This window comes from Escherichia sp. 10290, from assembly GCF_030295155.1.
GTDB classification, from domain to species: Bacteria; Pseudomonadota; Gammaproteobacteria; order Enterobacterales; family Enterobacteriaceae; genus Escherichia; species Escherichia coli_F.
The window spans coordinates 1022228-1043651 of the sequence record NZ_AP025741.1 but is presented as its reverse complement, the minus strand read 5'-3'; the positions used below and the strand labels follow the sequence as shown (position 1 = coordinate 1043651).

17 protein-coding genes are annotated in these 21424 nt (G+C 51.0%); 7 read left to right on the top strand and 10 right to left on the bottom strand.

Going from position 1 to position 21424, the window contains the following annotated elements; translation table 11 throughout:
• Positions 1–17: 17 nt before the first annotated feature.
• Complete coding sequence (gstB, locus tag QUE74_RS04960) at positions 18–644, top strand: glutathione S-transferase GstB (protein WP_000631897.1); 627 nt, start codon at positions 18–20, stop codon at positions 642–644.
• Here the strand turns inward: gstB and yliI are convergent.
• Positions 641–1756 (bottom strand): aldose sugar dehydrogenase YliI, encoded by a 1116-nt coding sequence (yliI, locus tag QUE74_RS04955; protein WP_001189551.1) that lies wholly within the window; start codon positions 1754–1756, stop codon positions 641–643. The two genes, gstB and yliI, sit on opposite strands and share 4 nt — an antisense overlap.
• Before the next feature lie 110 nt (positions 1757–1866).
• Positions 1867–2250 (bottom strand): biofilm formation regulator BssR, encoded by a 384-nt coding sequence (gene bssR / locus QUE74_RS04950; RefSeq protein WP_000497137.1) that lies wholly within the window; start codon positions 2248–2250, stop codon positions 1867–1869.
• Between the two features lie 212 nt (positions 2251–2462).
• On the opposite strand from bssR, the gene rimO reads away from it, so the two are divergent.
• Entirely contained in the window at positions 2463–3788 is a 1326-nt protein-coding gene (gene rimO / locus QUE74_RS04945; RefSeq protein ID WP_000049367.1) for a 30S ribosomal protein S12 methylthiotransferase RimO, read from the top strand.
• Between the two features lie 46 nt (positions 3789–3834).
• Here the strand turns inward: rimO and QUE74_RS04940 are convergent, their stop codons facing one another.
• The 7 genes from QUE74_RS04940 to iaaA all read right to left on the bottom strand — a co-directional run bounded on the left by QUE74_RS04940 (position 3835) and on the right by iaaA (position 13928).
• Positions 3835–5163 (bottom strand): GGDEF domain-containing protein, encoded by a 1329-nt coding sequence (locus tag QUE74_RS04940; protein ID WP_000086878.1) that lies wholly within the window; start codon positions 5161–5163, stop codon positions 3835–3837.
• Positions 5164–5170: 7 nt separating this feature from the next.
• Positions 5171–7519 carry a sensor domain-containing phosphodiesterase gene (locus QUE74_RS04935; RefSeq protein ID WP_000950339.1) on the bottom strand — a complete coding sequence of 783 codons (2349 nt, stop codon included), beginning with the start codon at positions 7517–7519 and terminating at the stop codon, positions 5171–5173.
• A gap of 175 nt (positions 7520–7694) precedes the next feature.
• On the bottom strand, positions 7695–8606 hold the full coding sequence (gene gsiD / locus QUE74_RS04930; RefSeq protein ID WP_001218008.1) for a glutathione ABC transporter permease GsiD: 912 nt from the start codon (positions 8604–8606) through the stop codon (positions 7695–7697).
• Positions 8607–8608: 2 nt separating this feature from the next.
• Complete coding sequence (gsiC, locus tag QUE74_RS04925; protein WP_000936027.1) at positions 8609–9529, bottom strand: glutathione ABC transporter permease GsiC; 921 nt, start codon at positions 9527–9529, stop codon at positions 8609–8611.
• A gap of 17 nt (positions 9530–9546) precedes the next feature.
• Positions 9547–11085 carry a glutathione ABC transporter substrate-binding protein GsiB gene (gsiB, locus tag QUE74_RS04920; RefSeq protein ID WP_000090170.1) on the bottom strand — a complete coding sequence of 513 codons (1539 nt, stop codon included), beginning with the start codon at positions 11083–11085 and terminating at the stop codon, positions 9547–9549.
• Positions 11086–11104: 19 nt separating this feature from the next.
• A complete protein-coding gene (gsiA, locus tag QUE74_RS04915) occupies positions 11105–12976 on the bottom strand; it encodes a glutathione ABC transporter ATP-binding protein GsiA (protein WP_001354869.1) in 1872 nt (623 codons plus the stop codon).
• Complete coding sequence (gene iaaA, locus QUE74_RS04910; RefSeq protein ID WP_000513794.1) at positions 12963–13928, bottom strand: beta-aspartyl-peptidase; 966 nt, start codon at positions 13926–13928, stop codon at positions 12963–12965. Before iaaA ends, gsiA begins: the two co-directional genes overlap by 14 nt.
• Positions 13929–14131: 203 nt before the next feature.
• On the opposite strand from iaaA, the gene moeA reads away from it, so the two are divergent.
• Entirely contained in the window at positions 14132–15367 is a 1236-nt protein-coding gene (gene moeA, locus QUE74_RS04905; RefSeq protein WP_000397339.1) for a molybdopterin molybdotransferase MoeA, read from the top strand.
• On the top strand, positions 15367–16116 hold the full coding sequence (gene moeB / locus QUE74_RS04900) for a molybdopterin-synthase adenylyltransferase MoeB (RefSeq protein ID WP_000829228.1): 750 nt from the start codon (positions 15367–15369) through the stop codon (positions 16114–16116). The genes moeA and moeB overlap by 1 nt, the downstream gene beginning before the upstream one ends.
• A gap of 177 nt (positions 16117–16293) precedes the next feature.
• Here moeB and fsa read toward each other — a convergent pair whose 3' ends face one another.
• Positions 16294–16956 (bottom strand): fructose-6-phosphate aldolase, encoded by a 663-nt coding sequence (gene fsa, locus QUE74_RS04895; RefSeq protein WP_001354867.1) that lies wholly within the window; start codon positions 16954–16956, stop codon positions 16294–16296.
• A gap of 130 nt (positions 16957–17086) precedes the next feature.
• On the opposite strand from fsa, the gene QUE74_RS04890 reads away from it, so the two are divergent.
• The 3 genes from QUE74_RS04890 (at position 17087) to ybiV (ending at position 21385) form a co-directional block, all read left to right on the top strand.
• Positions 17087–17986 (top strand): glycyl-radical enzyme activating protein, encoded by a 900-nt coding sequence (locus QUE74_RS04890; RefSeq protein ID WP_001353332.1) that lies wholly within the window; start codon positions 17087–17089, stop codon positions 17984–17986.
• A gap of 5 nt (positions 17987–17991) precedes the next feature.
• Positions 17992–20424 carry a glycyl radical protein gene (locus QUE74_RS04885; RefSeq protein ID WP_000209385.1) on the top strand — a complete coding sequence of 811 codons (2433 nt, stop codon included), beginning with the start codon at positions 17992–17994 and terminating at the stop codon, positions 20422–20424.
• A gap of 145 nt (positions 20425–20569) precedes the next feature.
• Complete coding sequence (gene ybiV / locus QUE74_RS04880) at positions 20570–21385, top strand: sugar-phosphatase YbiV (protein WP_000114262.1); 816 nt, start codon at positions 20570–20572, stop codon at positions 21383–21385.
• Positions 21386–21424 lie beyond the last annotated feature (39 nt).

The window sequence follows — 21424 nt, the reverse complement described above, 5'->3', positions numbered from 1 at the left end:
TCGGAAAAGGGGTAAGTATGATTACGCTGTGGGGTCGGAATAATTCAACCAACGTAAAAAAAGTATTGCTGACGCTCGAAGAACTGGAACTACCTTATGAGCAAATTCTCGCGGGCCGTGAGTTTGGGGTAAACCACGATGCTGATTTTCTGGCGATGAACCCTAACGGGCTGGTGCCGTTGTTGCGTGACGACGAAAGTGATCTCATCCTTTGGGAATCAAATGCCATTGTCCGCTATCTGGCGGCACAGTATGGGCAAAACCGCCTGTGGATCGACTCACCGGCACGCCGTGCAGAAGCGGAAAAATGGATGGACTGGGCAAACCAGACGCTCAGTAATGCCCATCGCGGGATCCTGATGGGATTGGTCAGAACCCCCCCCGAAGAGCGCGATCAGGCCGCCATTGATGCCAGTTGCAAAGAGTGCGACGCCCTGTTTGCCCTGCTCGATGCGGAACTGGCAAAAGTAAAATGGTTCTCTGGCGACGAGTTTGGTGTGGGCGATATCGCCATCGCACCGTTCATCTACAATTTGTTTAATGTTGGCCTGACCTGGACACCGCGTCCAAATCTGCAACGCTGGTATCAGCAACTCACTGAACGCCCCGCAGTGCGCAAAGTGGTGATGATCCCCGTGAGCTAATTGCGTGAACTAACTTTGAGTAATTCCCCACTGGACTCGTCGGTGAGAACGTATAAATAACCGTCGGGTCCAGTGCGAACATCACGAATTCGTTGCCCTCTGTCCGTTAAAATACGGCCATCTTCTGTCACTTCGTCGCCGTTGACGCTCATCACAATGACATCTTTATCTTTCAGAGCGCCAATAAATAATTTTTGCTGCCACTGGGGGAATTTGTCGCTGTTATAGAAGGTCATACCGCTCACGGCAGGCGAATCTTTCCAGTAAAAAACAGGTTGCTCAGTCCCGGTGACGATCTCCCCTTTCGCTTCCGGTATCTTAAATCCCGAATAGTTGATTCCCCAGGTTGCCAGCGGCCAGCCGTAGTTTTTGCCTTTTTGCGGCATATTAATTTCATCACCACCGCGGGGGCCATGTTCATTTAGCCACAGTGCATTACTCCACGGATTCATCGCCATTCCTTGCGGGTTACGAATACCATAAGACCAGATCTCGGCGCGCGCACCGGATCTCCTGGCAAAAGGATTATCATCCGGGATCTCGCCCTGGTCAGTAAGACGCACCAGTTTGCCCTGTAATTTATCCAGATCCTGCGCCGTCGGGCGCTGATTGTTTTCGCCCAGAGCAATAAAAAGATAACCTTTACCGTCGAATACCAGCCGCCCGCCAAAATGGTTGCCGGTAGACAGTTTTGGCATCTGGCGAAAGACGGTGCGGAAGTCGGTCACTTTTGAGAGATCATCACTTAAGCGGCCATAACCCACAGCAGTTCCGGCTTTGCCATCATCGCCAACTTCGGAATAACTTAACCAGATGCGGCGCGACTGGGCAAAATCAGGCGCTAAAACCACGTCCAGCAGACCGCCCTGCCCGTGCGCCCAAACGTCCGGCACTCCGGAAAGCGGCGCAGATAATCCTTTTCCTGCTTGCCAGTGACGCAACTCGCCGCCGCGCAGAGTGATTAACATACCGTGATTATCGGGTAAAAAGGCCAGCGCCCAAGGGTGATCGAGTTTGTCTTGCAGTACTTCGACATTTACCGTTGCAGGAGCTGCCCAGAGAGCAGAAGAAAGACAGATAAGGGGCACAAGGAAAAAGGATTGTCTCTGCATAACGCCTCCAGATTGACTCTGGCTTAAAGCGTAGTCAGTGGAGGAGATAACAAATTCATTTTTACAAAAACTTAAACATGAAGGGGGAGACGCTTTCTCCCCCTTAGTTTTCAGGCCTTCTCAAGCATGGCGTGCTTCTGCAGGCTCTGGATACTCAGCGTTAAGCTCATCAGACAATTTTCAAGCTTATCGGCGTTGACGGTAATAACAGTCGGGCAATCATGGTGCCCACTCATCAAACATACTGCGGCTGTCGCTAATGCTTCTTCAGCATGATGAAGAGCACTCCACTCTTCCTGATCCAGATGAAGATTCAACCGCAGCGATTTATCGTGCAGTTCGCGATTCAGTTTAAAAAAGTTATCTCGTAGATGATTGCTTTCGCTGACGGACATGTATCCTTTTGCCTTCCTCAGTTGCACGTATGCAGCGAGGTCAACGCGTGCGTCGATCAACCGGTTCAGCAGATCGATTCGCTGTCTGTCAACGAACATACTTCGATCCTCCTCTTTCCAGCCTTGTTGCAATTAAATAGTATGGCTATTTATTGAGCAAAATGCTGTCCAGGATCAATTCTTCACCCCGAATTAACAAAATTTACATTTCCTTCGCCTCCGCCAGCGAATGAGATTGCGATACAAATTTTATCCAGAACTCTGTAGAATCCCTGCCCTGACCTTTCCTGTAACTGAATATTTTTTAAGCTATGAGCAAAGTAACTCCCCAGCCGAAAATCGGCTTTGTTTCCCTTGGCTGTCCGAAAAACCTTGTCGATTCAGAGCGTATTCTCACCGAACTACGCACCGAAGGTTATGACGTGGTACCGAGCTATGACGATGCGGACATGGTGATCGTCAATACCTGCGGCTTTATTGACAGCGCGGTACAAGAATCACTGGAAGCCATTGGCGAAGCGTTGAATGAAAACGGCAAGGTCATTGTGACCGGTTGTCTGGGGGCGAAAGAAGATCAGATCCGCGAAGTCCACCCGAAAGTGCTGGAAATCACCGGGCCTCATAGCTATGAGCAGGTTCTTGAGCACGTTCATCACTACGTACCAAAACCGAAACACAACCCGTTCCTGAGCCTGGTGCCAGAACAAGGTGTGAAACTGACGCCGCGTCATTATGCCTATCTGAAAATTTCTGAAGGCTGTAACCACCGCTGCACCTTCTGCATTATTCCGTCTATGCGCGGCGATCTGGTGAGCCGTCCGATTGGCGAAGTGTTAAGTGAAGCGAAACGACTGGTTGATGCGGGCGTTAAAGAGATTCTGGTGATCTCGCAGGATACTTCCGCCTATGGCGTCGATGTTAAACATCGTACTGGCTTCCACAACGGCGAGCCGGTAAAAACCAGCATGGTCAGCCTGTGTGAACAGTTATCGAAACTGGGGATCTGGACACGTCTGCACTACGTTTACCCTTATCCACACGTGGACGACGTCATCCCACTGATGGCGGAAGGCAAAATCCTGCCGTATCTGGATATCCCGTTGCAACACGCCAGCCCGCGCATTCTCAAACTGATGAAGCGTCCGGGTTCTGTAGATCGCCAACTGGCGCGCATCAAACAGTGGCGCGAAATCTGCCCGGAACTGACCCTGCGCTCAACCTTTATTGTCGGCTTCCCTGGCGAGACGGAAGAAGATTTCCAGATGCTACTCGATTTCCTGAAAGAAGCACGTCTGGATCGCGTTGGCTGCTTTAAGTACAGCCCGGTTGAAGGTGCAGACGCCAATGCCCTGCCTGACCAGGTTCCGGAAGAAGTGAAAGAAGAACGCTGGAACCGTTTCATGCAGCTGCAGCAGCAGATTTCCGCCGAGCGCCTGCAAGAGAAAGTGGGCCGTGAAATTCTGGTGATTATCGACGAAGTGGACGAAGAAGGCGCGATTGGTCGCAGCATGGCAGATGCACCGGAAATCGACGGTGCGGTTTATCTCAATGGTGAAACCAACGTTAAGCCGGGTGATATCCTGCGTGTGAAAGTCGAGCACGCCGATGAGTACGATTTGTGGGGTAGCCGGGTTTAATTAATTCAGGCCGGGCAAAATCATTTGTCCGGCCTGCGAATAAAGATTACTGCCAGCTAATCTGCGCCCTGCCGTTTTTCTTACTCTTATACAGCCGCTCATCCGCCAGCATTTTCAAGCGTTCGACGGTAGTACATTCATTTGAATGCGCTACACCGATACTGGTGCTTAAATTAATGCTTCCCACCTGGAAATGAACGATTTCTTTTAGAATCGATAGCAACTCCTCCAGCGTTCCGCCAGTATAAATCACCGCAAATTCGTCACCGCCGAAGCGGTAGACTTTACCTTTATCTACCGGGATTTGTGATTTAAGGATTTTCACCACTTTCATCAACACTTCATCGCCCAGCAAATGACCGAAGGTGTCGTTAATGTTTTTGAATTTATCGACATCAAAAAGACACAGATAGCCCCCTTTTTCCGGCAGGGCTTTTAAATCTTCATCAAAGGATTTTCTGCCCATTGCTTTGGTCAGGTCGTCCAGAAACGCCGAGTTATACATACTGTAGAGTTTTTTGACATCGGCAGCCGAGAAGAAAAGCCCACCGTCCAGGACGCGTTCAAAATGGTTATTAATAATGGCTTCTTTCTCCACAATGCCACGATTAATCACTCTGCGCACCAGATAAAGGCAGCTAGCACCCGATATCACTGCCACCAATGCAGCAAAGAAAATAATCAACATACATACCTGAAAATAAACGTCTTTTTTATACGAAAATACGTACAATCCGGTCGGCAAATAGGCGAAGTGCTCCATTGCTTCCGAAACGGTGAAGATGGCGTTTTTAGCATTATATTCATCACCGGTCACCGGTTTACCGTTCTTAAACAGAGAGAACATCAGGTTCTCGCTATCCATCGCCAGCGATTTTGACAGTAAAGAAAAACGCTCCAGACCAAGCAAAAATATCAGACTGCGATTGTGAGTTACCGGATAGAGGTAATAGACGAAGGTTTTACCGTCAAAAGAGATAAACCCTGTATTTTTGACATGTCGATACTTAACAACCTGCATAATATCTGCACAATAATTTTTCTCGAACTCCTTTACCTGAATACATTCGTCACTGGAAATCAGATAAGGACCGACATCGTACAAATAAGAGGGTGAAACCGAGTCGGCGTAAGCTGTGCGCAAGCCAACCAACAGCTGTTCCTCCGTGGGATTTAGCGTGTTGATGAGATCAATTGCCACGCTACGCCGATATTCAGCAATATTTGCCACCGCAAAAGCAGTATCAATAACGGACTGTTTCAGGCCATACACCCGTTCCTTTACCATTTGAGTGTAGATCCCGCAGGCAACTGCTGAAATCATGATAAAAATCAGCAGACTGACTGTAAGTACGAACTTATTGATTCTGGACATACGTAAACTACTCTTTTACTAATTTTCCACTTTTATCCCAGGCGGAGAATGGCATGGGTTTCTGGTACAGATACCCCTGAGCCTGAACACATCCTAATTTGATTAATTCGCGCGCAACGTCTTCGCTCTCTACGCCTTCCGCAATCACCGGGATCCGGTTATAGCGTGCCAGATCGAAAATAATGCGCACAATTTTCCCCGCAGTACCGAAAATATCGCCGGTAAATTGCGAGTCCACTTTTATACTGTCTGGATTAATTTCATAAAAACGTTTCAGGTTTGACAAACCGGTGCCAAAGTCATCAATCGATATCCGTACCCCTTGTTTACGCAGTTGTTCAATATTGAGATAAAAATGTTCATTAATTCGCTCGATCACAGTTTCAGTGATCTCAACACAGAGGCTGTTAGCCTTCAGGCTATTTTCTTTCATGATGGTGGTAAAACGCTCATGAAAGTGTGGTTCGTTTAACTGCCAGGGCGAAACATTAATATGCAGTAAGAAACCGTCCTTCAGCGACGCACGCTGACTAAAATGTCTGAATTCACCCATTGCCGTTTTAATAATCTGATAACCCAGCTCATTGATAAACCCGATATCTTCAGCAATGGTAATGAACTTCAGCGGTGAAATGATCCCCCGCTCCGCAGACACCCAACGGCACAACGCCTCCGCCCCCAGAATGGCGCGGGTGTTAATATCAACGATCGGTTGATAGACCAGGAATAGTTCGCCAATTTCCATTGCATGGCGAATATTACGCGCAATCCAAATATTCTCTTCTATTTCGTTGAGTTTCGCGTCATCACAGAAAATAAACTCTGAGAACATATGGTCACGGATACTGGAAATCGCCAGTTTCAGTTTTTCTGCGTAACTCCAGGCGTTTTCTCCCTTCAACGGTTCACAAATGGCAGACTTATGGATGCGCAGATTGCGGTAGCCAAAGCTGCTGTCAAAATCGTTTATCATCGCTATTTTACGGGTAAATGTCTGTACATTTTCCCGGCACAGAAGTAAATAGAGATCGGCATTAAATGTCACGATATCGCAGCATTGCGCATATTTCTCGGCAATTCGCTGACACAATTTCCTGACGATTTTATTGCGTTCATCAACACCAAACACCGCTTCCACGGCTTCCAGACCACACAGTTTGATGATCCCCACAGCCAGATACTGATTATTGTTGGACTCAATAATCGCCATATTTTTAATAAAACCGCTTTCCTGATCGTAAGAGATCAGTGAGAGCAATTTATTTGACCGTTCAATTTCGGCATCTTTCATTTCCGCGATCGAATTTTTGATGCTGATAATCTCTTTCGCATCGCCTTCGCGAATTTTCAGAGCCTCGATTTGATCCGTTGAGTCGGGCAAAAATGCCAGCGTATTAACCAGCTCGGTCATTTCAGAAAATTGCCGACGGAACACACGAGTGGTCATTAAATAAACCACCAGCAATACGATAATAATGAAAGCAAACGGCAGATAAAAAAGTTTATCTGATGCGTTCAATAAATTACCGCCAGGATAATAAAAATAGATTTCGAATAATGCGTTGTTTGGCACCACTGATGTTTTTTCGATATATTCAGTATCGACAGAATCAATAATATTATAATTGCCTTCGCTATTATAAATAATCAGTTTTTCACGAGCGAGTTGATTCTTGGCAATGATCTCATGGCCTTGTTTCAAAAATAGAACTTCATCATTAGCGCTGATTTGATCAAGATACTCGTTCAGATATCGCCAGTTTAAATCGACATGAATTTTATCCACCACTAACAAATCGTGATCTTTGCCGTTGATGCGTAGCGTAAAAGAGATACATTTTTTACCCGGACGATCAAAGCAATTGTATGCCGGATTCCAGCTGTTGTTAGAGTCATCTGAAGCCACAGACCACGGTCGTTTCGATGGGTTAAAATCGGCAAAAATAACCCGCCCTGACTCGTCGACAAGCGGTCCATTTACTTGTTCCTGATGATAAACAGCGATTTTATCATTTGCCCTCCGCGAAAAGAGATAATATTTATTATTATCAAGTACCAGTCCCACCGAGTCTAAAAATGGCATCATTTCCATTTTAAGGATCACAGCGCGTTGAATCTCCTCTGTATTTTTTAATAAATACAGTGAGTCCTTTAATGTCAGGGCCGAACGTTCAATATCTTTAAAGAAATAGCCAACGTTTTTCTGAATAAGTTCAAAGCGGCTATCGGCACGTTTTACCGCGCGTTCCGATACCAGTTGATAGTTAATGATGAAAAAAAGACCAATAAATGACAGCGCTGCCAATAAAAATAAAATTATCAACCTTATTTTTATCTTTTCGTATAAACTCAGCATGTTAATACATTTAACAAAATAACTATCTGAACGCCGTGCCGCTGCAAAAATAGTCCCGCTGCGGCTTTTTAACCAAATTACCCGATTCTACAAAATCAGCAGAAAGTTACAACACTTGCTTTGGGTAATAATTTCCTGTGAGGTGATTACCCTTTCAAGCAATATTCAAACGTAACTATCCTTTAATTTTCGGATCCAGCGCATCGCGTAAACCATCCCCCAGCAAATTGAACGCCAGTACGGTCAAAAAAATAGCCAGGGCCGGAAAAACAGCGACATGCGGCGCGATAACCATATCCGCTCGAGCCTCATTGAGCATCGCTCCCCACTCTGGTGTCGGCGGCTGCGCGCCGAGGCCGAGAAACGACAGGCTGGCCGCAGAGATAATCGAGGTACCAATGCGCATAGTGAAAAACACCACGATAGAAGAGACGGTCCCAGGCAGAATATGACGCAATAAAATGGTCATATCGCTGGCACCAATACTGCGTGCTGACTCAATAAAGGTTTGCTGTTTCAACACCAGCGTATTGCCGCGCACCAGTCGGGCAAACGCGGGGATGGAAAAAATGGCAACGGCGATAATCACGTTAGCGATGCCGCTTCCCAACACCGCAACAACAGCGATCGCCAGTAAAATACCCGGGAAGGCAAACAGCACATCGCAAATGCGCATGATCAGCCGATCCCACCAGCCTTCATAATATCCCGCCAGCAAGCCCAGCAACGTCCCGATCGCCGCACCGATAAACACGGCAAACACGCCCGCCGCCAGCGAGATTTGCGCACCAACCAGGACACGACTGAAAATGTCGCGTCCCAGTGAATCGACGCCAAACCAGTGCTGCAAAGAAGGTCCGTTATTCAGATTGTCATAATCAAAATAATTTTCGGCGTCATAGGGAGCGATCCAGCGTGCAAAAATGGCCACCACAATCAATAAAATAACGAACAATGCGGCGGTCATCGCCATATGCTGACGGCGAAATCGTCGCCAGAATTCATGCCACGGTGTACGTACCTGGTCAGGTTTAACCAATGGCATGGCGTTTAACACCGCCTGACGTCGCCAGTTAAATATTCGCATCCTTACTTGTACCTGATAGCCGGGTTAATGGCGGCATAAAGCACATCCACCACTAAGTTGATAAGAATAAATTCCAGCGAGAAAAGCAGAATTTCCGCCTGAATCACCGGGTAATCGCGCATTTCTACGGAGTCGACGAGTAAGCGTCCAAGTCCGGGCCAGTTGAAGACTTTCTCCACCACAATGGAACCACCGAGTAAAAAGCCAAACTGTAAGCCCATCATGGTCACTACCGGGATCATCGCATTGCGTAACCCGTGTTTGAGGATGACCCAGGTTTCGCTCACCCCTTTCGCCCTCGCGGTACGCATATAATCTTCGCTTAAAACGTCGACAAACGATGCGCGGGTAAAGCGCGCCATCACGGCTGCCACTGCCGCGCCGAGCGTCAGGGAGGGTAAAATGTAGTGCTGCCAACTGTCTGCACCTACGGTGGGTAACCAGCCAAGTTCAACTGAGAAAACCTGAATCAACAGTATTCCTAACGCAAATGCCGGGAATGAAATCCCTGATACCGCGATAGTCATACTTAATCGATCCGGCCAACGGTTACGCCAGACAGCGGCGATAATACCAGCCCCCATGCCGAACAGCACCGCCCAGGTCATACTGGTAATAGTCAACCATAGAGTAGGCATGAAGCGGCTGGCAATCTCATTGGCAACGGGACGACGCGACACCATCGACAGGCCAAAATCGCCCTGTACGGCATTGGTGATATAGTGCCAGAACTGGTGATACAGTGGCTTATCCAACCCCAGTTGTTGACGCACCAGCTCGATGACCTGCGCATCGGCTTCTGGTCCGGCAATCAATCGCGCTGGATCGCCGGGCAGCATATGAACAAACAAAAACACCAGCACTGAGACAATAAACAGCGTTGGAATCAGTCCCAGTAAGCGTTTGATAACGTAATTAAGCATTCCACTCCCTGCGTTGCTTATTGCAAATCGGCGTCTTCAAAGCTGAAACCGGTGTCTGGCATGATCCAAAAACCAGTCAGGTTTTTACTGTGTGCCGACACCAGTTTTTCGACCACCAGCGGGATCCACGGCGACTCTTGCCAGATAATATCCTGCGCCGCCTTATACAAGCGCGCCTTTTGCGCCGGATCGTTGGTTTTCAGCGCCTGGGCAAGCTCGTCATCCACCTGCTTATTGCTGTAAAACGCAGTATTAAACAGCGTCGGCGGCCAGTTCTGCGAGGCGAACAGTGGCGATAGCGCCCAGTCAGCTTCACCAGTCGAGGCCGACCAGCCAGTGTAAAACATTCTCACGCCGCTCTCTTTCTGCCCTTTACCTTCAACTTCTGCCGCCCGCTGCCCGGCATCCATCGCCGTTACCTGGGCTTTAATCCCCACCTGCGCTAGCTGTTGCTGGGTAAATTGCAGCACTTTCTGTGCGGTACTGTGATTATGTGATGACCACAGCGTGGTACTGAAGCCGTTGGGATACCCCGCCTCTTTCAATAGTTCACGCGCTTTCGCCGGATCGTAAGGCCACGGTTGATAACTTTGCGCGTAGGCAATACTCGGTGGCACCACACCAGTGGCAGGAACTGCATATCCCGCAAAGGCCACTTTCACCAGTGCCTGACGGTTGATGGCGTAATTCAGCGCCTCACGTACTTTTGGGTTATCGAATGGTTTCTGCGTCACGTTCATGCTGATATAACGCTGCATAATCGACGGGCTGGCCATCAGCTCGATATTTTTGTTTTTCTCCAGTAGCGCCGCTTGTTCATAAGGGATGGGAAAAGCAAATTGCGCTTCACCGGTTTGCAGCATTGCCGCACGGGTGTTGTTATCCGCCACCGGACGCCAGGTTATGCTGTCCAGTTTGGGCAATCCTGGCTGCCAGTACCCCGCGAATTTTTTCACCTTCACAAAATCGGTCTGATTCCAGGTATCCAGTTCATACGGCCCGGTGCCAACCGGATGAAAACCAATCTCCTTGCCATATTTTTCCAGCGCTGCCGGTGAAATCATCGCGGTCGCCGGATGGGCAAGAATGTTAATAAACGCGGAGAACGGCTGTTTGAGGGTAATCTTTACCGTTGTCAGATCGAGCGCTTCCGTTTTCGCAATATTCTTATACAGGTTATAGCGTTTAAGATGATTCGCCGGATCGCTGGCCCGGTCGAGATTCGCTTTTACCGCCGCTGCGTTAAAGTCGGTGCCATCCTGGAATTTAATTCCTTCCCGCAATTTCACGGTGTAAGTGAGGCCGTCATCGGAAACGGTATAACTCTCCGCCAGCACGTTTTTCAGTTTCATCTCTTTATCGAGACCGAACAGCCCCTGGTAAAACGATTTCGCTACGGCCTGAGATAACGTGTCATTCGCATCATATGGATCGAGCGTGGTGAAGTTCGATCCTACCGCCACCACCACATCTTTGGCAGCGAATGCACAAGATGCCATCAACGCTGTCGCAATGCCCAGCGCCACTAACCCACTACGGTGTACAGCTCTTGCCATTTTATTCTCCGCCTGAATGTTATCTACGCATGAATGCGTATTCTGATTGTGGTTGTGCGACGTAATGCCCCGGCCCGACGCATTGCAACGAGACGGCTGCAACCTCTTCGCCACGCAGATGAATATTGCTGGGAAGATCGTCCGACAGCAGTACACGCTGCGGTCGTTGTCGGGACGGTTCAGCGACCGGAACTGCCGCCAGTAATTTACGCGTATAAGGATGCTGCGGATTTTCAAAGACCGCGCGCCGTGGACCAATTTCAACAATTTGCCCGAGATACATCACCGCCACACGATGACTAATCCGCTCTACAACGGCCATATCGTGGGAGATAAACAGATACGCAATGCCGAAATCACGCTGGAGATCGAGCAACAAGTTGATAATCTGCCCGCGAATAGAAACATCCAGCGCTGATACGGCTTCATCGGCAATAATCACTTTTGGATTCAATGCCAACGCGCGAGCAATGCAGATGCGCTGTCGCTGGCCACCGGAAAACTCATGCGGGTAACGCCACGCATGTTCAGGTAACAGACCCACGCGCTCCAGCAACCACGCAACGCGTGCAGCAGCTTCTTTACCTTGCAATAAACCGTGTACGCGCAACGGTTCGATAATCGAATCACCGATGGTCTGACGTGGGTCCAGCGAGGCGTAAGGATCCTGAAAAATAAACTGAATATCGCGGCGCAATGCCTGAAGTTTGCCGGGTGAAAGGGTATCGATTCGCTGACCGTTAAAGATAATTTCGCCGCCCTGCGATTCGACCAGGCGCAGCAACGCCCGCCCGGTAGTAGATTTACCGCTGCCAGACTCGCCCACCAGCGATAGCGTTTCGCCAGGCCAGAGATCAAAACTGACTTTCTCAACGGCATGCACTTCCCGCGTTACGCGATTCAACAAACCACTGCGCAAAGGGAAACGGGTAACCAGATTACGCACCCGTAAAACAGGTTCGCCATCCACCACCGTCTTCTGCTCGATGGGTGGTTCCTGTTTCACTGGATGTTCAAGCGATATGAGCGGGAAACGTCGGGGATAATCTCCCCCTTTCATCGCACCAAGCTGCGGGACAGCAGCTAACAGCGCACGGGTGTAAGGATGTTGTGGTGCATGAAAAATCTGTTTGACGCTACCCGTTTCCACCGCCTCGCCCTGATACATCACCAGTACCCGATCGGCAATCTCTGCCACCACACCCATATCGTGAGTGATAAAGATAACGCCCATCGACATCTCTTTTTGCAATACTTTGATTAATTGCAGGATCTGCGCCTGAATAGTGACATCCAGCGCGGTGGTTGGCTCATCGGCAATCAGCACCGCCGGGCGGCATGACAGTGCCATCGCAATCATCACTCGCTGGCGCATCCCGCCAGAGAGTTGATGCGGATAACGTGAAAGAATGGTTTGTGCCTCCGGAATGCGTACCTGATCCAGCATCCGCTTCGCCTCGACCATTGCTTCTTCACGACTGGCGTTTTGATGCAGACGAATTGATTCGGCAATCTGTTCACCCACAGTAAATACCGGGTTCAGCGATGTCATCGGCTCCTGAAATATCATTGCCATATCCGCACCGCGCACATGGCGCATTTGTGCAGCGCTCTGCTCGCTAAGTTCAATCACTTCGCGAGTGCGCCGCCGCAACAGCATTTGATCGCACTGCACTAAACCGCCCGCCTGTTCCAACAGGCGCATCAGTGCCAGCGCAGTCACTGACTTACCAGAGCCGGATTCGCCAACAATTGCCAGCGTCTCACCGCGTTGCAGGCTAAAAGAGAGATTGCGGACCGCAGCTATTTTCTGCTGGTCCTGCCTAAAGGCAATATTCAGATTTTCAACCGCCAGCACATCACCGGCATCAAGTTCATCACTGTGTGGCAACGGTGTCCCCTTTTTCACGGTAGATACCGGTGGTTGGCGTATCGCCTGCGTAGCCCCAGGCGCGATACATTCCTTCGGTGTTAAACGGTAGCGCGACATTCCCTTCATGGTCGATAGCGATTAAGCCACCGCTACCGCCAAGCGCAGGGAGTTTTTCCATTACTACCCGCTCGCAGGCTTCCGCGAGACTTAATCCGCCGTAATCCATTAACGCGGCGATGTCATATGCCGCCAGCGCGCGGATGAAGACTTCGCCCGTGCCGGTACATGAAACCGCCACACTGGCGTTATTGGCGTAGCATCCGGCGCCCACTAAGGGACTATCGCCAACTCGTCCGGGTAATTTATTGGTCATTCCGCCCGTGGACGTGGCTGCCGCCAGATTGCCGTCTAAATCCAACGCCACGGCACCCACGGTGCCCATTTTCTGTTTTTCATCCAGTGGCGCACCGCTATGGTCGAGGACCATTGCCCCTTCCTCGCGCGCTGCCAGGAGTTGTTCATAGCGCAAAGGCGTGGAGAAAATCTCCGGCGAGACGCGCTCCATGCCATGAGCAAATGCAAAATTTTCTGCCCCTTCGCCAATCATCATCACATACGGGCTTTGCTCCATCACCAGCCGGGCAGCAAGAACCGGATTACGCAGATGACTCACGCCCGCCACCGCACCGGCTTTCAGGGTGTTACCATCCATCACACAGGCGTCGAGTTCATGCGTTTCATCTCGCGTAAAGACTGCGCCAATTCCGGCGTTAAACAGTGGACACTCTTCCAGTAGACGCACCGTTTCCGTCACCACATCCAGCGCACTTTCGCCCGCTTCCAGCATTTTCTGCCCGGTTTCAACAATGGCAGACAACGCCTCAATGTAGCGTAATTCCTGTTGCAGACTCATCTGCGCGCGGCTAATTGCACCTGCGCCGCCATGAATTGCAATGACTGCTTTGCCCATAGTATTCGTCCATTAAGGGTGGCTCGCCACTTTTGCTATAAATATCAGAATTTTTATGAATTACTCATTCAATTTTTGAATATAGAAAGATGGATATGGCATGTAAAGGCAGGAGCCAGCGCTACGCCCGAGGTGGCATACAGTCTGTGGCGTTTTTCTGACATAATAGGCAAATTCGATTTTGCCTCCGCAGGAGTGTTTTCATGGAATTTACCACCGGATTGATGTCGCTCGACACCGCGCTTAATGAGATGCTTTCTCGCGTTACCCCACTGACCGCCCAGGAAACGCTGCCACTGGTACAGTGTTTTGGTCGTATTCTGGCGAGCGATGTCGTTTCGCCACTGGATGTCCCGGGGTTTGATAACTCCGCTATGGACGGCTACGCGGTGCGTTTAGCCGATATTGCCTCCGGGCAACCGCTGCCCATTGCCGGTAAATCCTTTGCCGGTCAGCCGTATCATGGTGAATGGCCTGCGGGCACCTGCATTCGTATTATGACCGGCGCACCGGTACCGGAAGGCTGTGAAGCTGTGGTCATGCAGGAACAGACAGAACAGACTGACGCTGGCGTGCGTTTTACCGCTGAAGTGCGTAGCGGACAAAATATTCGCCGTCGCGGTGAAGATATTTCTGCGGGTGCGGTTGTTTTTCCAGTAGGTACTCGCCTGACTACCGCAGAGCTGCCAGTAATTGCTTCACTGGGGATTGCCGAAGTTCCGGTGATTCGTAAAGTGCGTGTAGCGCTGTTTTCTACCGGTGATGAACTCCAGTTGCCAGGCCAGCCGCTGGGCGACGGCCAAATCTACGATACCAACCGTCTCGCCGTACACCTGATGTTAGAACAGCTGGGATGCGAGGTAATCAACTTAGGGATTATCCGCGACGATCCCCATGCCCTGCGCGCCGCTTTTATTGAAGCCGATAGCCAGGCAGATGTGGTGATCAGTTCCGGCGGTGTTTCAGTGGGTGAAGCGGATTACACCAAAACCATTCTTGAAGAGCTTGGGGAGATCGCCTTCTGGAAGCTGGCGATTAAACCAGGTAAACCGTTCGCGTTCGGTAAACTCAGCAATAGCTGGTTCTGCGGCCTGCCGGGCAACCCGGTTTCAGCAACGCTGACCTTCTATCAACTGGTACAGCCTTTGCTGGCAAAACTAAGCGGCAATACCGCCAGCGGCCTGCCCGCGCGCCAGCGTGTGCGCACGGCATCGCCTCTGAAGAAATCGCCAGGACGCCTTGATTTCCAGCGCGGCGTGCTGCAACGCAACGCCGATGGCGAACTGGAAGTGACGACCACCGGACATCAGGGTTCACATATATTTAGCTCCTTTAGCCTCGGCAACTGCTTTATCGTACTGGAGCGCGAGCGCGGCAATGTAGAAGCGGGCGAATGGGTGGAAGTAGAACCATTTAACGCGTTGTTCGGAGGCCTGTAATGGCAGAACTCAGCGATCAGGAGATGCTGCGCTACAACCGGCAAATCATTCTGCGTGGTTTTGATTTTGACGGTCAGGAAGCATTAAAAGATTCTCGCGTGCTGGTCGTCGGGCTGGGTGGGCTCGGCTGCGCGGCCTCGCAATATCTGGCAAGCGCCGGTGTCGGCAACCTGACGCTGCTCGACTTCGACGCGGTTTCGCTTTCAAATCTGCAACGCCAGACACTGCATAGTGATGCCACGGTCGGGCAACCGAAGGTGGAATCCGCCCGAGATGCACTGGCGCGGATCAATCCACATATCGCGATTACGCCGGTAAATGCGTTGCTTGATGACGCGGAGCTTGCTGCGTTGATTGCTGAACACAATCTGGTGCTCGACTGCACGGATAACGTTGCGGTACGTAATCAATTGAACGCTGGCTGTTTTGCCGCAAAGGTGCCGCTGGTTTCCGGGGCGGCAATTCGTATGGAAGGGCAAATCACGGTCTTCACTTATCAGGACGGCGAACCGTGCTACCGCTGCCTTAGCCGTTTGTTTGGCGAGAACGCGCTAACCTGCGTAGAAGCAGGCGTGATGGCACCGTTGATCGGGGTGATTGGTTCGTTGCAGGCAATGGAAGCGATCAAACTGCTGGCAGGTTATGGCAAACCTGCCAACGGAAAAATCGTGATGTACGATGCGATGACTTGCCAGTTTCGCGAAATGAAACTGATGCGTAATCCGGGGTGCGAGGTGTGCGGGCAGTAATTGCCAGCCCCAGGCCTGATAAGTCGCGACAAGCGTCGCATCAGGCATTTGCTCCAGACGCCAGATGCGGCGTGAACGCCTTATCTGGCCTACGGTTCGGGCGCAGATTTCCAGGCGCGGCAAGCCTTGGTGCACTCCACCACTCATCAGCAATTGATGAGGATGCAGAACGTCCTGTTAAATCGACGTTCTGCCAAAAGCTCCCTGCCAGTCCTGCTCAAACTTCGCCACGGCGGCATCAACTGCCGGATAGCTAATCATCTGCTGCGCCACATCCAGTGGCAGCGTGATTGATTCACATCCTGCCAGTAAGCAATCCAGCGCCTGACGCGGGGTTTTGAAACTCGCGGCTAACACTTTCGCCTGCGGCGCATGCATTTTCAATAACTGGTGCAAATCGGTCACAGTTTGAATACCGCTACCGCCCTGAGCATCAATTCGGTTGACGTAAGGCGCAACGTACTCCGCACCTGCCAGCGCCGACAGCAGCCCTTGTGCCGCGCCATATACCGCGGTTCCCAGCGTCGGAATACCTTCTGCTTTTAACATTTTAATAGCAGCCAGCCCCTCGGCAGTCACCGGAACTTTCACCACGATATCTGCAATAATAGAACGCAGTTGACGTGCATCATTCACCATCCCTTCGGCAGTGGTAGCCATTACCTGGGCAAACAGACGCCCCTGACCGCCCATCGCTTCGTGAAGCTCCGGAAGTACAACGTCCAGCGGTTTTTTACCCGCGGCGATAATGCTTGGGTTAGTAGTCACACCCGCCAGCGGAAAAATACGTGACAGTGTCTTCACCGCAACAACGTCTGAAGTATCCAGATACAGTTCCATAACCATCCTCAAAATGTACTTTTTGTCTGAATGTAGACTATCACGGGAAAACTCTCTGAACAGTTGACGCACATCAATCTAACTTTCATTCGAAAGTATTTTAATGTTTGAACGAAACAGAGAGGCAACTATGATTTTCAATATTCAGCGCTACTCGACCCATGACGGCCCCGGTATCCGCACGGTCGTTTTTCTTAAAGGCTGTTCACTGGGCTGCCGCTGGTGTCAGAATCCGGAAAGCCGCGCCCGCACGCAGGATCTGCTGTATGACGCACGTCTGTGCCTGGAAGGCTGCGAGCTGTGCGCTAAGGCCGCGCCGGAAGCGATTGAGCGCGCGCTGAATGGTTTGCTTATTCATCGGGAAAAGTTAACCCCGGAGCATCTGACGGCGTTAACCGACTGCTGCCCGACACAGGCGTTAACCGTGTGTGGTGAAGTGAAAAGCGTTGAGGAGATCATGGCGACCGTTCTGCGCGACAAACCGTTTTACGATCGCAGCGGCGGCGGCTTAACGCTTTCCGGTGGTGAGCCGTTTATGCAGCCGGAAATGGCGATGGGGCTACTGCAAACCAGCCACGAAGCCGGTATTCATACTGCGGTAGAAACCTGTCTGCATGTGCCGTGGAAATACATCGCCCCTTCTCTGCCGTATATCGATCTGTTTCTTGCCGATTTAAAACACGTTGCCGACGTGCCGTTTAAACAGTGGACCGACGGTAACGCCGCCAGAGTGCTGGATAACCTGAAAAAACTCGCAGCGGCGGGGAAAAAAATCATCATCCGCGTGCCGTTGATTCAGGGCTTTAATGCCGATGAAACCTCTGTGAAAGCCATTACTGATTTTGCCGCCGACGAGCTGCACGTCGGCGAAATTCATTTCCTGCCCTACCACACGCTGGGCATCAACAAATATCACTTACTTAATCTGCCCTATGACGCCCCGGAAAAACCGCTTGATGCGCCAGAACTGCTCGACTTTGCCCTGCAGTATGCCTGCCAGAAAGGGTTAACCGCGACCTTACGAGGATAACAACCATGACCACACTGAAACTGGACACGCTCAGCGACCGCATTAAAGCGCACAAAAATGCGCTGGTGAATATTGTGAAACCGCCGGTCTGTACCGAGCGCGCGCAGCACTATACCGAGATGTATCAACAACATCTCGATAAGCCGATCCCGGTACGTCGCGCTCTGGCGCTGGCCCATCACCTGGCGAATCGCACTATTTGGATCAAGCACGATGAGTTGATCATCGGCAACCAGGCAAGCGAAGTTCGCGCCGCGCCGATCTTCCCGGAATATACCGTCTCCTGGATCGAAAAAGAGATTGATGATCTGGCGGATCGTCCGGGTGCAGGTTTTGCGGTGAGCGAAGAGAACAAACGCGTTCTGCATGAAGTGTGCCCGTGGTGGCGCGGTCAGACCGTACAGGATCGCTGCTATGGCATGTTTACCGATGAGCAAAAAGGCCTGCTGGCGACCGGTATCATTAAAGCGGAAGGTAATATGACCTCCGGCGATGCGCACCTGGCGGTGAATTTCCCGCTACTGCTGGAAAAAGGGCTTGATGGTCTGCGTGAGAAAGTGGCGGAACGTCGCTCGCGCATCAATCTGACGGTACTGGCAGATCTGCACGGCGAGCAGTTCCTGAAAGCGATTGATATCGTGCTGGTGGCGGTCAGTGAACATATTGAACGTTTCGCTGCCCTGGCGCGTGAAATGGCCGCTACCGAACCCCGCGAAAGCCGTCGCGATGAACTGCTGGCGATGGCCGAAAACTGCGACCTTATCGCCCACCAGCCGCCGCAGACTTTCTGGCAGGCGCTGCAACTGTGCTACTTCATCCAGTTGATTTTGCAGATCGAATCCAACGGACACTCGGTATCGTTTGGTCGTATGGACCAGTATCTCTACCCGTACTATCGCCGCGACGTTGAACTGAACCAGACGCTGGATCGCGAACACGCCATCGAGATGCTACATAGCTGCTGGCTGAAACTGCTGGAAGTGAACAAGATCCGCTCCGGCTCGCACTCAAAAGCCTCTGCGGGAAGTCCGCTGTATCAGAACGTCACCATTGGCGGGCAAAATCTGGTTGATGGTCAGCCGATGGACGCGGTGAATCCACTCTCTTACGCAATCCTCGAATCCTGCGGTCGCCTGCGTTCCACTCAGCCTAACCTCAGCGTGCGCTACCACGCGGGAATGAGTAACGATTTCCTCGATGCCTGCGTACAGGTGATCCGCTGCGGCTTCGGGATGCCGGCGTTCAACAACGACGAAATCGTCATCCCGGAATTTATTAAACTCGGTATTGAACCGCAGGACGCTTACGACTACGCAGCGATTGGTTGTATCGAAACCGCTGTCGGCGGTAAATGGGGCTATCGCTGCACCGGCATGAGCTTTATCAACTTCGCCCGCGTGATGCTGGCGGCGCTGGAAGGCGGTCGTGATGCCACCAGCGGCAAAGTGTTCCTGCCACAAGAAAAAGCGTTGTCAGCGGGTAACTTCAACAACTTCGATGAAGTAATGGACGCGTGGGATACGCAAATCCGTTACTACACTCGCAAATCAATCGAAATCGAATATGTCGTCGACACCATGCTGGAAGAGAACGTGCACGATATTCTCTGCTCGGCGCTGGTGGATGACTGTATTGAGCGAGCGAAAAGCATTAAACAAGGCGGCGCGAAGTATGACTGGGTTTCTGGCCTGCAGGTCGGCATTGCTAACCTCGGCAACAGCCTGGCGGCAGTGAAGAAACTGGTGTTTGAACAGGGCGCGATTGGTCAGCAACAACTGGCTGCCGCACTGGCGGATGACTTCGATGGCCTGACTCATGAGCAACTGCGTCAGCGGCTGATTAACGGTGCGCCGAAGTACGGCAACGACGATGATACCGTCGATACGCTGCTGGCTCGCGCTTATCAGACCTATATCGACGAACTGAAACAGTACCATAACCCACGCTACGGTCGTGGTCCGGTTGGCGGCAACTATTACGCGGGTACGTCGTCTATCTCCGCTAACGTACCGTTTGGCGCGCAGACTATGGCAACACCGGACGGGCGTAAAGCCCACACCCCGCTGGCAGAAGGCGCAAGCCCGGCTTCCGGTACTGATCATCTTGGCCCTACTGCGGTCATTGGCTCGGTGGGTAAACTGCCTACGGCAGCGATTCTCGGCGGCGTGTTGCTCAACCAGAAACTGAATCCAGCAACACTGGAGAACGAATCTGACAAGCAGAAACTGATGATCCTGCTGCGCACCTTCTTCGAGGTGCATAAAGGCTGGCATATTCAGTACAACATCGTTTCCCGCGAAACGCTGCTGGAAGCGAAAAAACATCCGGATCAGTACCGCGATCTGGTAGTGCGTGTCGCGGGCTATTCCGCCTTCTTCACCGCGCTCTCTCCAGACGCACAGGACGATATCATCGCCCGTACTGAACATATGCTGTAATCTCCTTCGCCCGGCGGCGTCGTCGCCGGGCCAAATCATTCACATCATCAATTCCGCTCTCACTTTCATTCGAAATATAATTTGTGCTCTGCGTCACATTGTTATTACACTGTTACGGTTTCATTTTCGAGCCAGGAGCACACCTATGAGCGTAAAAGTTATCGTCACAGACATGGACGGTACTTTTCTTAACGACGCCAAAACGTACAACCAACCACGTTTTATGGCGCAGTATCAGGAACTTAAAAAGCGCGGCATTGAGTTCGTTGTCGCCAGCGGTAATCAGTATTACCAGCTTATTTCGTTCTTTCCTGAGCTAAAGGATGAGATCTCTTTTGTCGCAGAAAACGGCGCATTGGTTTACGAACATGGCAAGCAGTTGTTCCACGGCGAATTAACCCGACATGAATCGCGGATTGTTATTGGCGAATTGCTAAAAGATAAGCAACTCAATTTTGTCGCCTGCGGTCTGCAAAGTGCATATGTCAGCGAAAATGCCCCCGAAGCATTTGTCGCACTGATGGCAAAACACTACCATCGCCTGAAACCTGTAAAAGATTATCAGGAGATTGACGATGTGCTGTTTAAATTTTCGCTCAACCTGCCAGATGAGCAGATCCCCTTGGTCGTCGACAAACTGCACGTTGCGCTCGACGGCATTATGAAGCCGGTTACCAGTGGTTTTGGCTTTATCGACCTGATTATTCCTGGCCTGCATAAAGCGAATGGTATTTCGCGGTTACTGAAACGCTGGGATCTGTCACCGCAAAATGTGGTAGCGATTGGCGACAGCGGTAACGATGCGGAGATGCTGAAAATGGCGCGTTATTCCTTTGCGATGGGCAATGCTGCGGAAAACATTAAACAAATCTCCCGTTACGCTACCGATGATAATAATCATCAAGGCGCGCTGAATGTGATTCAGGCGGTGCTGGATAACACCGCTCCTTTCAATAAGTAACCTTTTCCCGGCCGGAGCAATCGTTCCGGCATCTCTCTT

Excerpts from the sequence above, each read along its gene's own strand:
- gsiC (WP_000936027.1), bottom strand. The coding sequence starts at position 9,529 with ATGCTTAATTACGTTATCAAACGCTTACTGGGACTGATTCCAACGCTG.
- QUE74_RS04890 (WP_001353332.1), top strand. The coding sequence starts at position 17,087 with ATGATTTTCAATATTCAGCGCTACTCGACCCATGACGGCCCCGGTATC.
- QUE74_RS04935 (WP_000950339.1), bottom strand. The coding sequence starts at position 7,519 with ATGCTGAGTTTATACGAAAAGATAAAAATAAGGTTGATAATTTTATTT.
- gsiD (WP_001218008.1), bottom strand. The coding sequence starts at position 8,606 with ATGCGAATATTTAACTGGCGACGTCAGGCGGTGTTAAACGCCATGCCA.
- QUE74_RS04940 (WP_000086878.1), bottom strand. The coding sequence starts at position 5,163 with ATGTCCAGAATCAATAAGTTCGTACTTACAGTCAGTCTGCTGATTTTT.
- yliI (WP_001189551.1), bottom strand. The coding sequence starts at position 1,756 with ATGCAGAGACAATCCTTTTTCCTTGTGCCCCTTATCTGTCTTTCTTCT.
- fsa (WP_001354867.1), bottom strand. The coding sequence starts at position 16,956 with ATGGAACTGTATCTGGATACTTCAGACGTTGTTGCGGTGAAGACACTG.
- gstB (WP_000631897.1), top strand. The coding sequence starts at position 18 with ATGATTACGCTGTGGGGTCGGAATAATTCAACCAACGTAAAAAAAGTA.
- gsiB (WP_000090170.1), bottom strand. The coding sequence starts at position 11,085 with ATGGCAAGAGCTGTACACCGTAGTGGGTTAGTGGCGCTGGGCATTGCG.
- iaaA (WP_000513794.1), bottom strand. The coding sequence starts at position 13,928 with ATGGGCAAAGCAGTCATTGCAATTCATGGCGGCGCAGGTGCAATTAGC.
- ybiV (WP_000114262.1), top strand. The coding sequence starts at position 20,570 with ATGAGCGTAAAAGTTATCGTCACAGACATGGACGGTACTTTTCTTAAC.
- QUE74_RS04885 (WP_000209385.1), top strand. The coding sequence starts at position 17,992 with ATGACCACACTGAAACTGGACACGCTCAGCGACCGCATTAAAGCGCAC.
- rimO (WP_000049367.1), top strand. The coding sequence starts at position 2,463 with ATGAGCAAAGTAACTCCCCAGCCGAAAATCGGCTTTGTTTCCCTTGGC.
- moeA (WP_000397339.1), top strand. The coding sequence starts at position 14,132 with ATGGAATTTACCACCGGATTGATGTCGCTCGACACCGCGCTTAATGAG.
- moeB (WP_000829228.1), top strand. The coding sequence starts at position 15,367 with ATGGCAGAACTCAGCGATCAGGAGATGCTGCGCTACAACCGGCAAATC.
- bssR (WP_000497137.1), bottom strand. The coding sequence starts at position 2,250 with ATGTTCGTTGACAGACAGCGAATCGATCTGCTGAACCGGTTGATCGAC.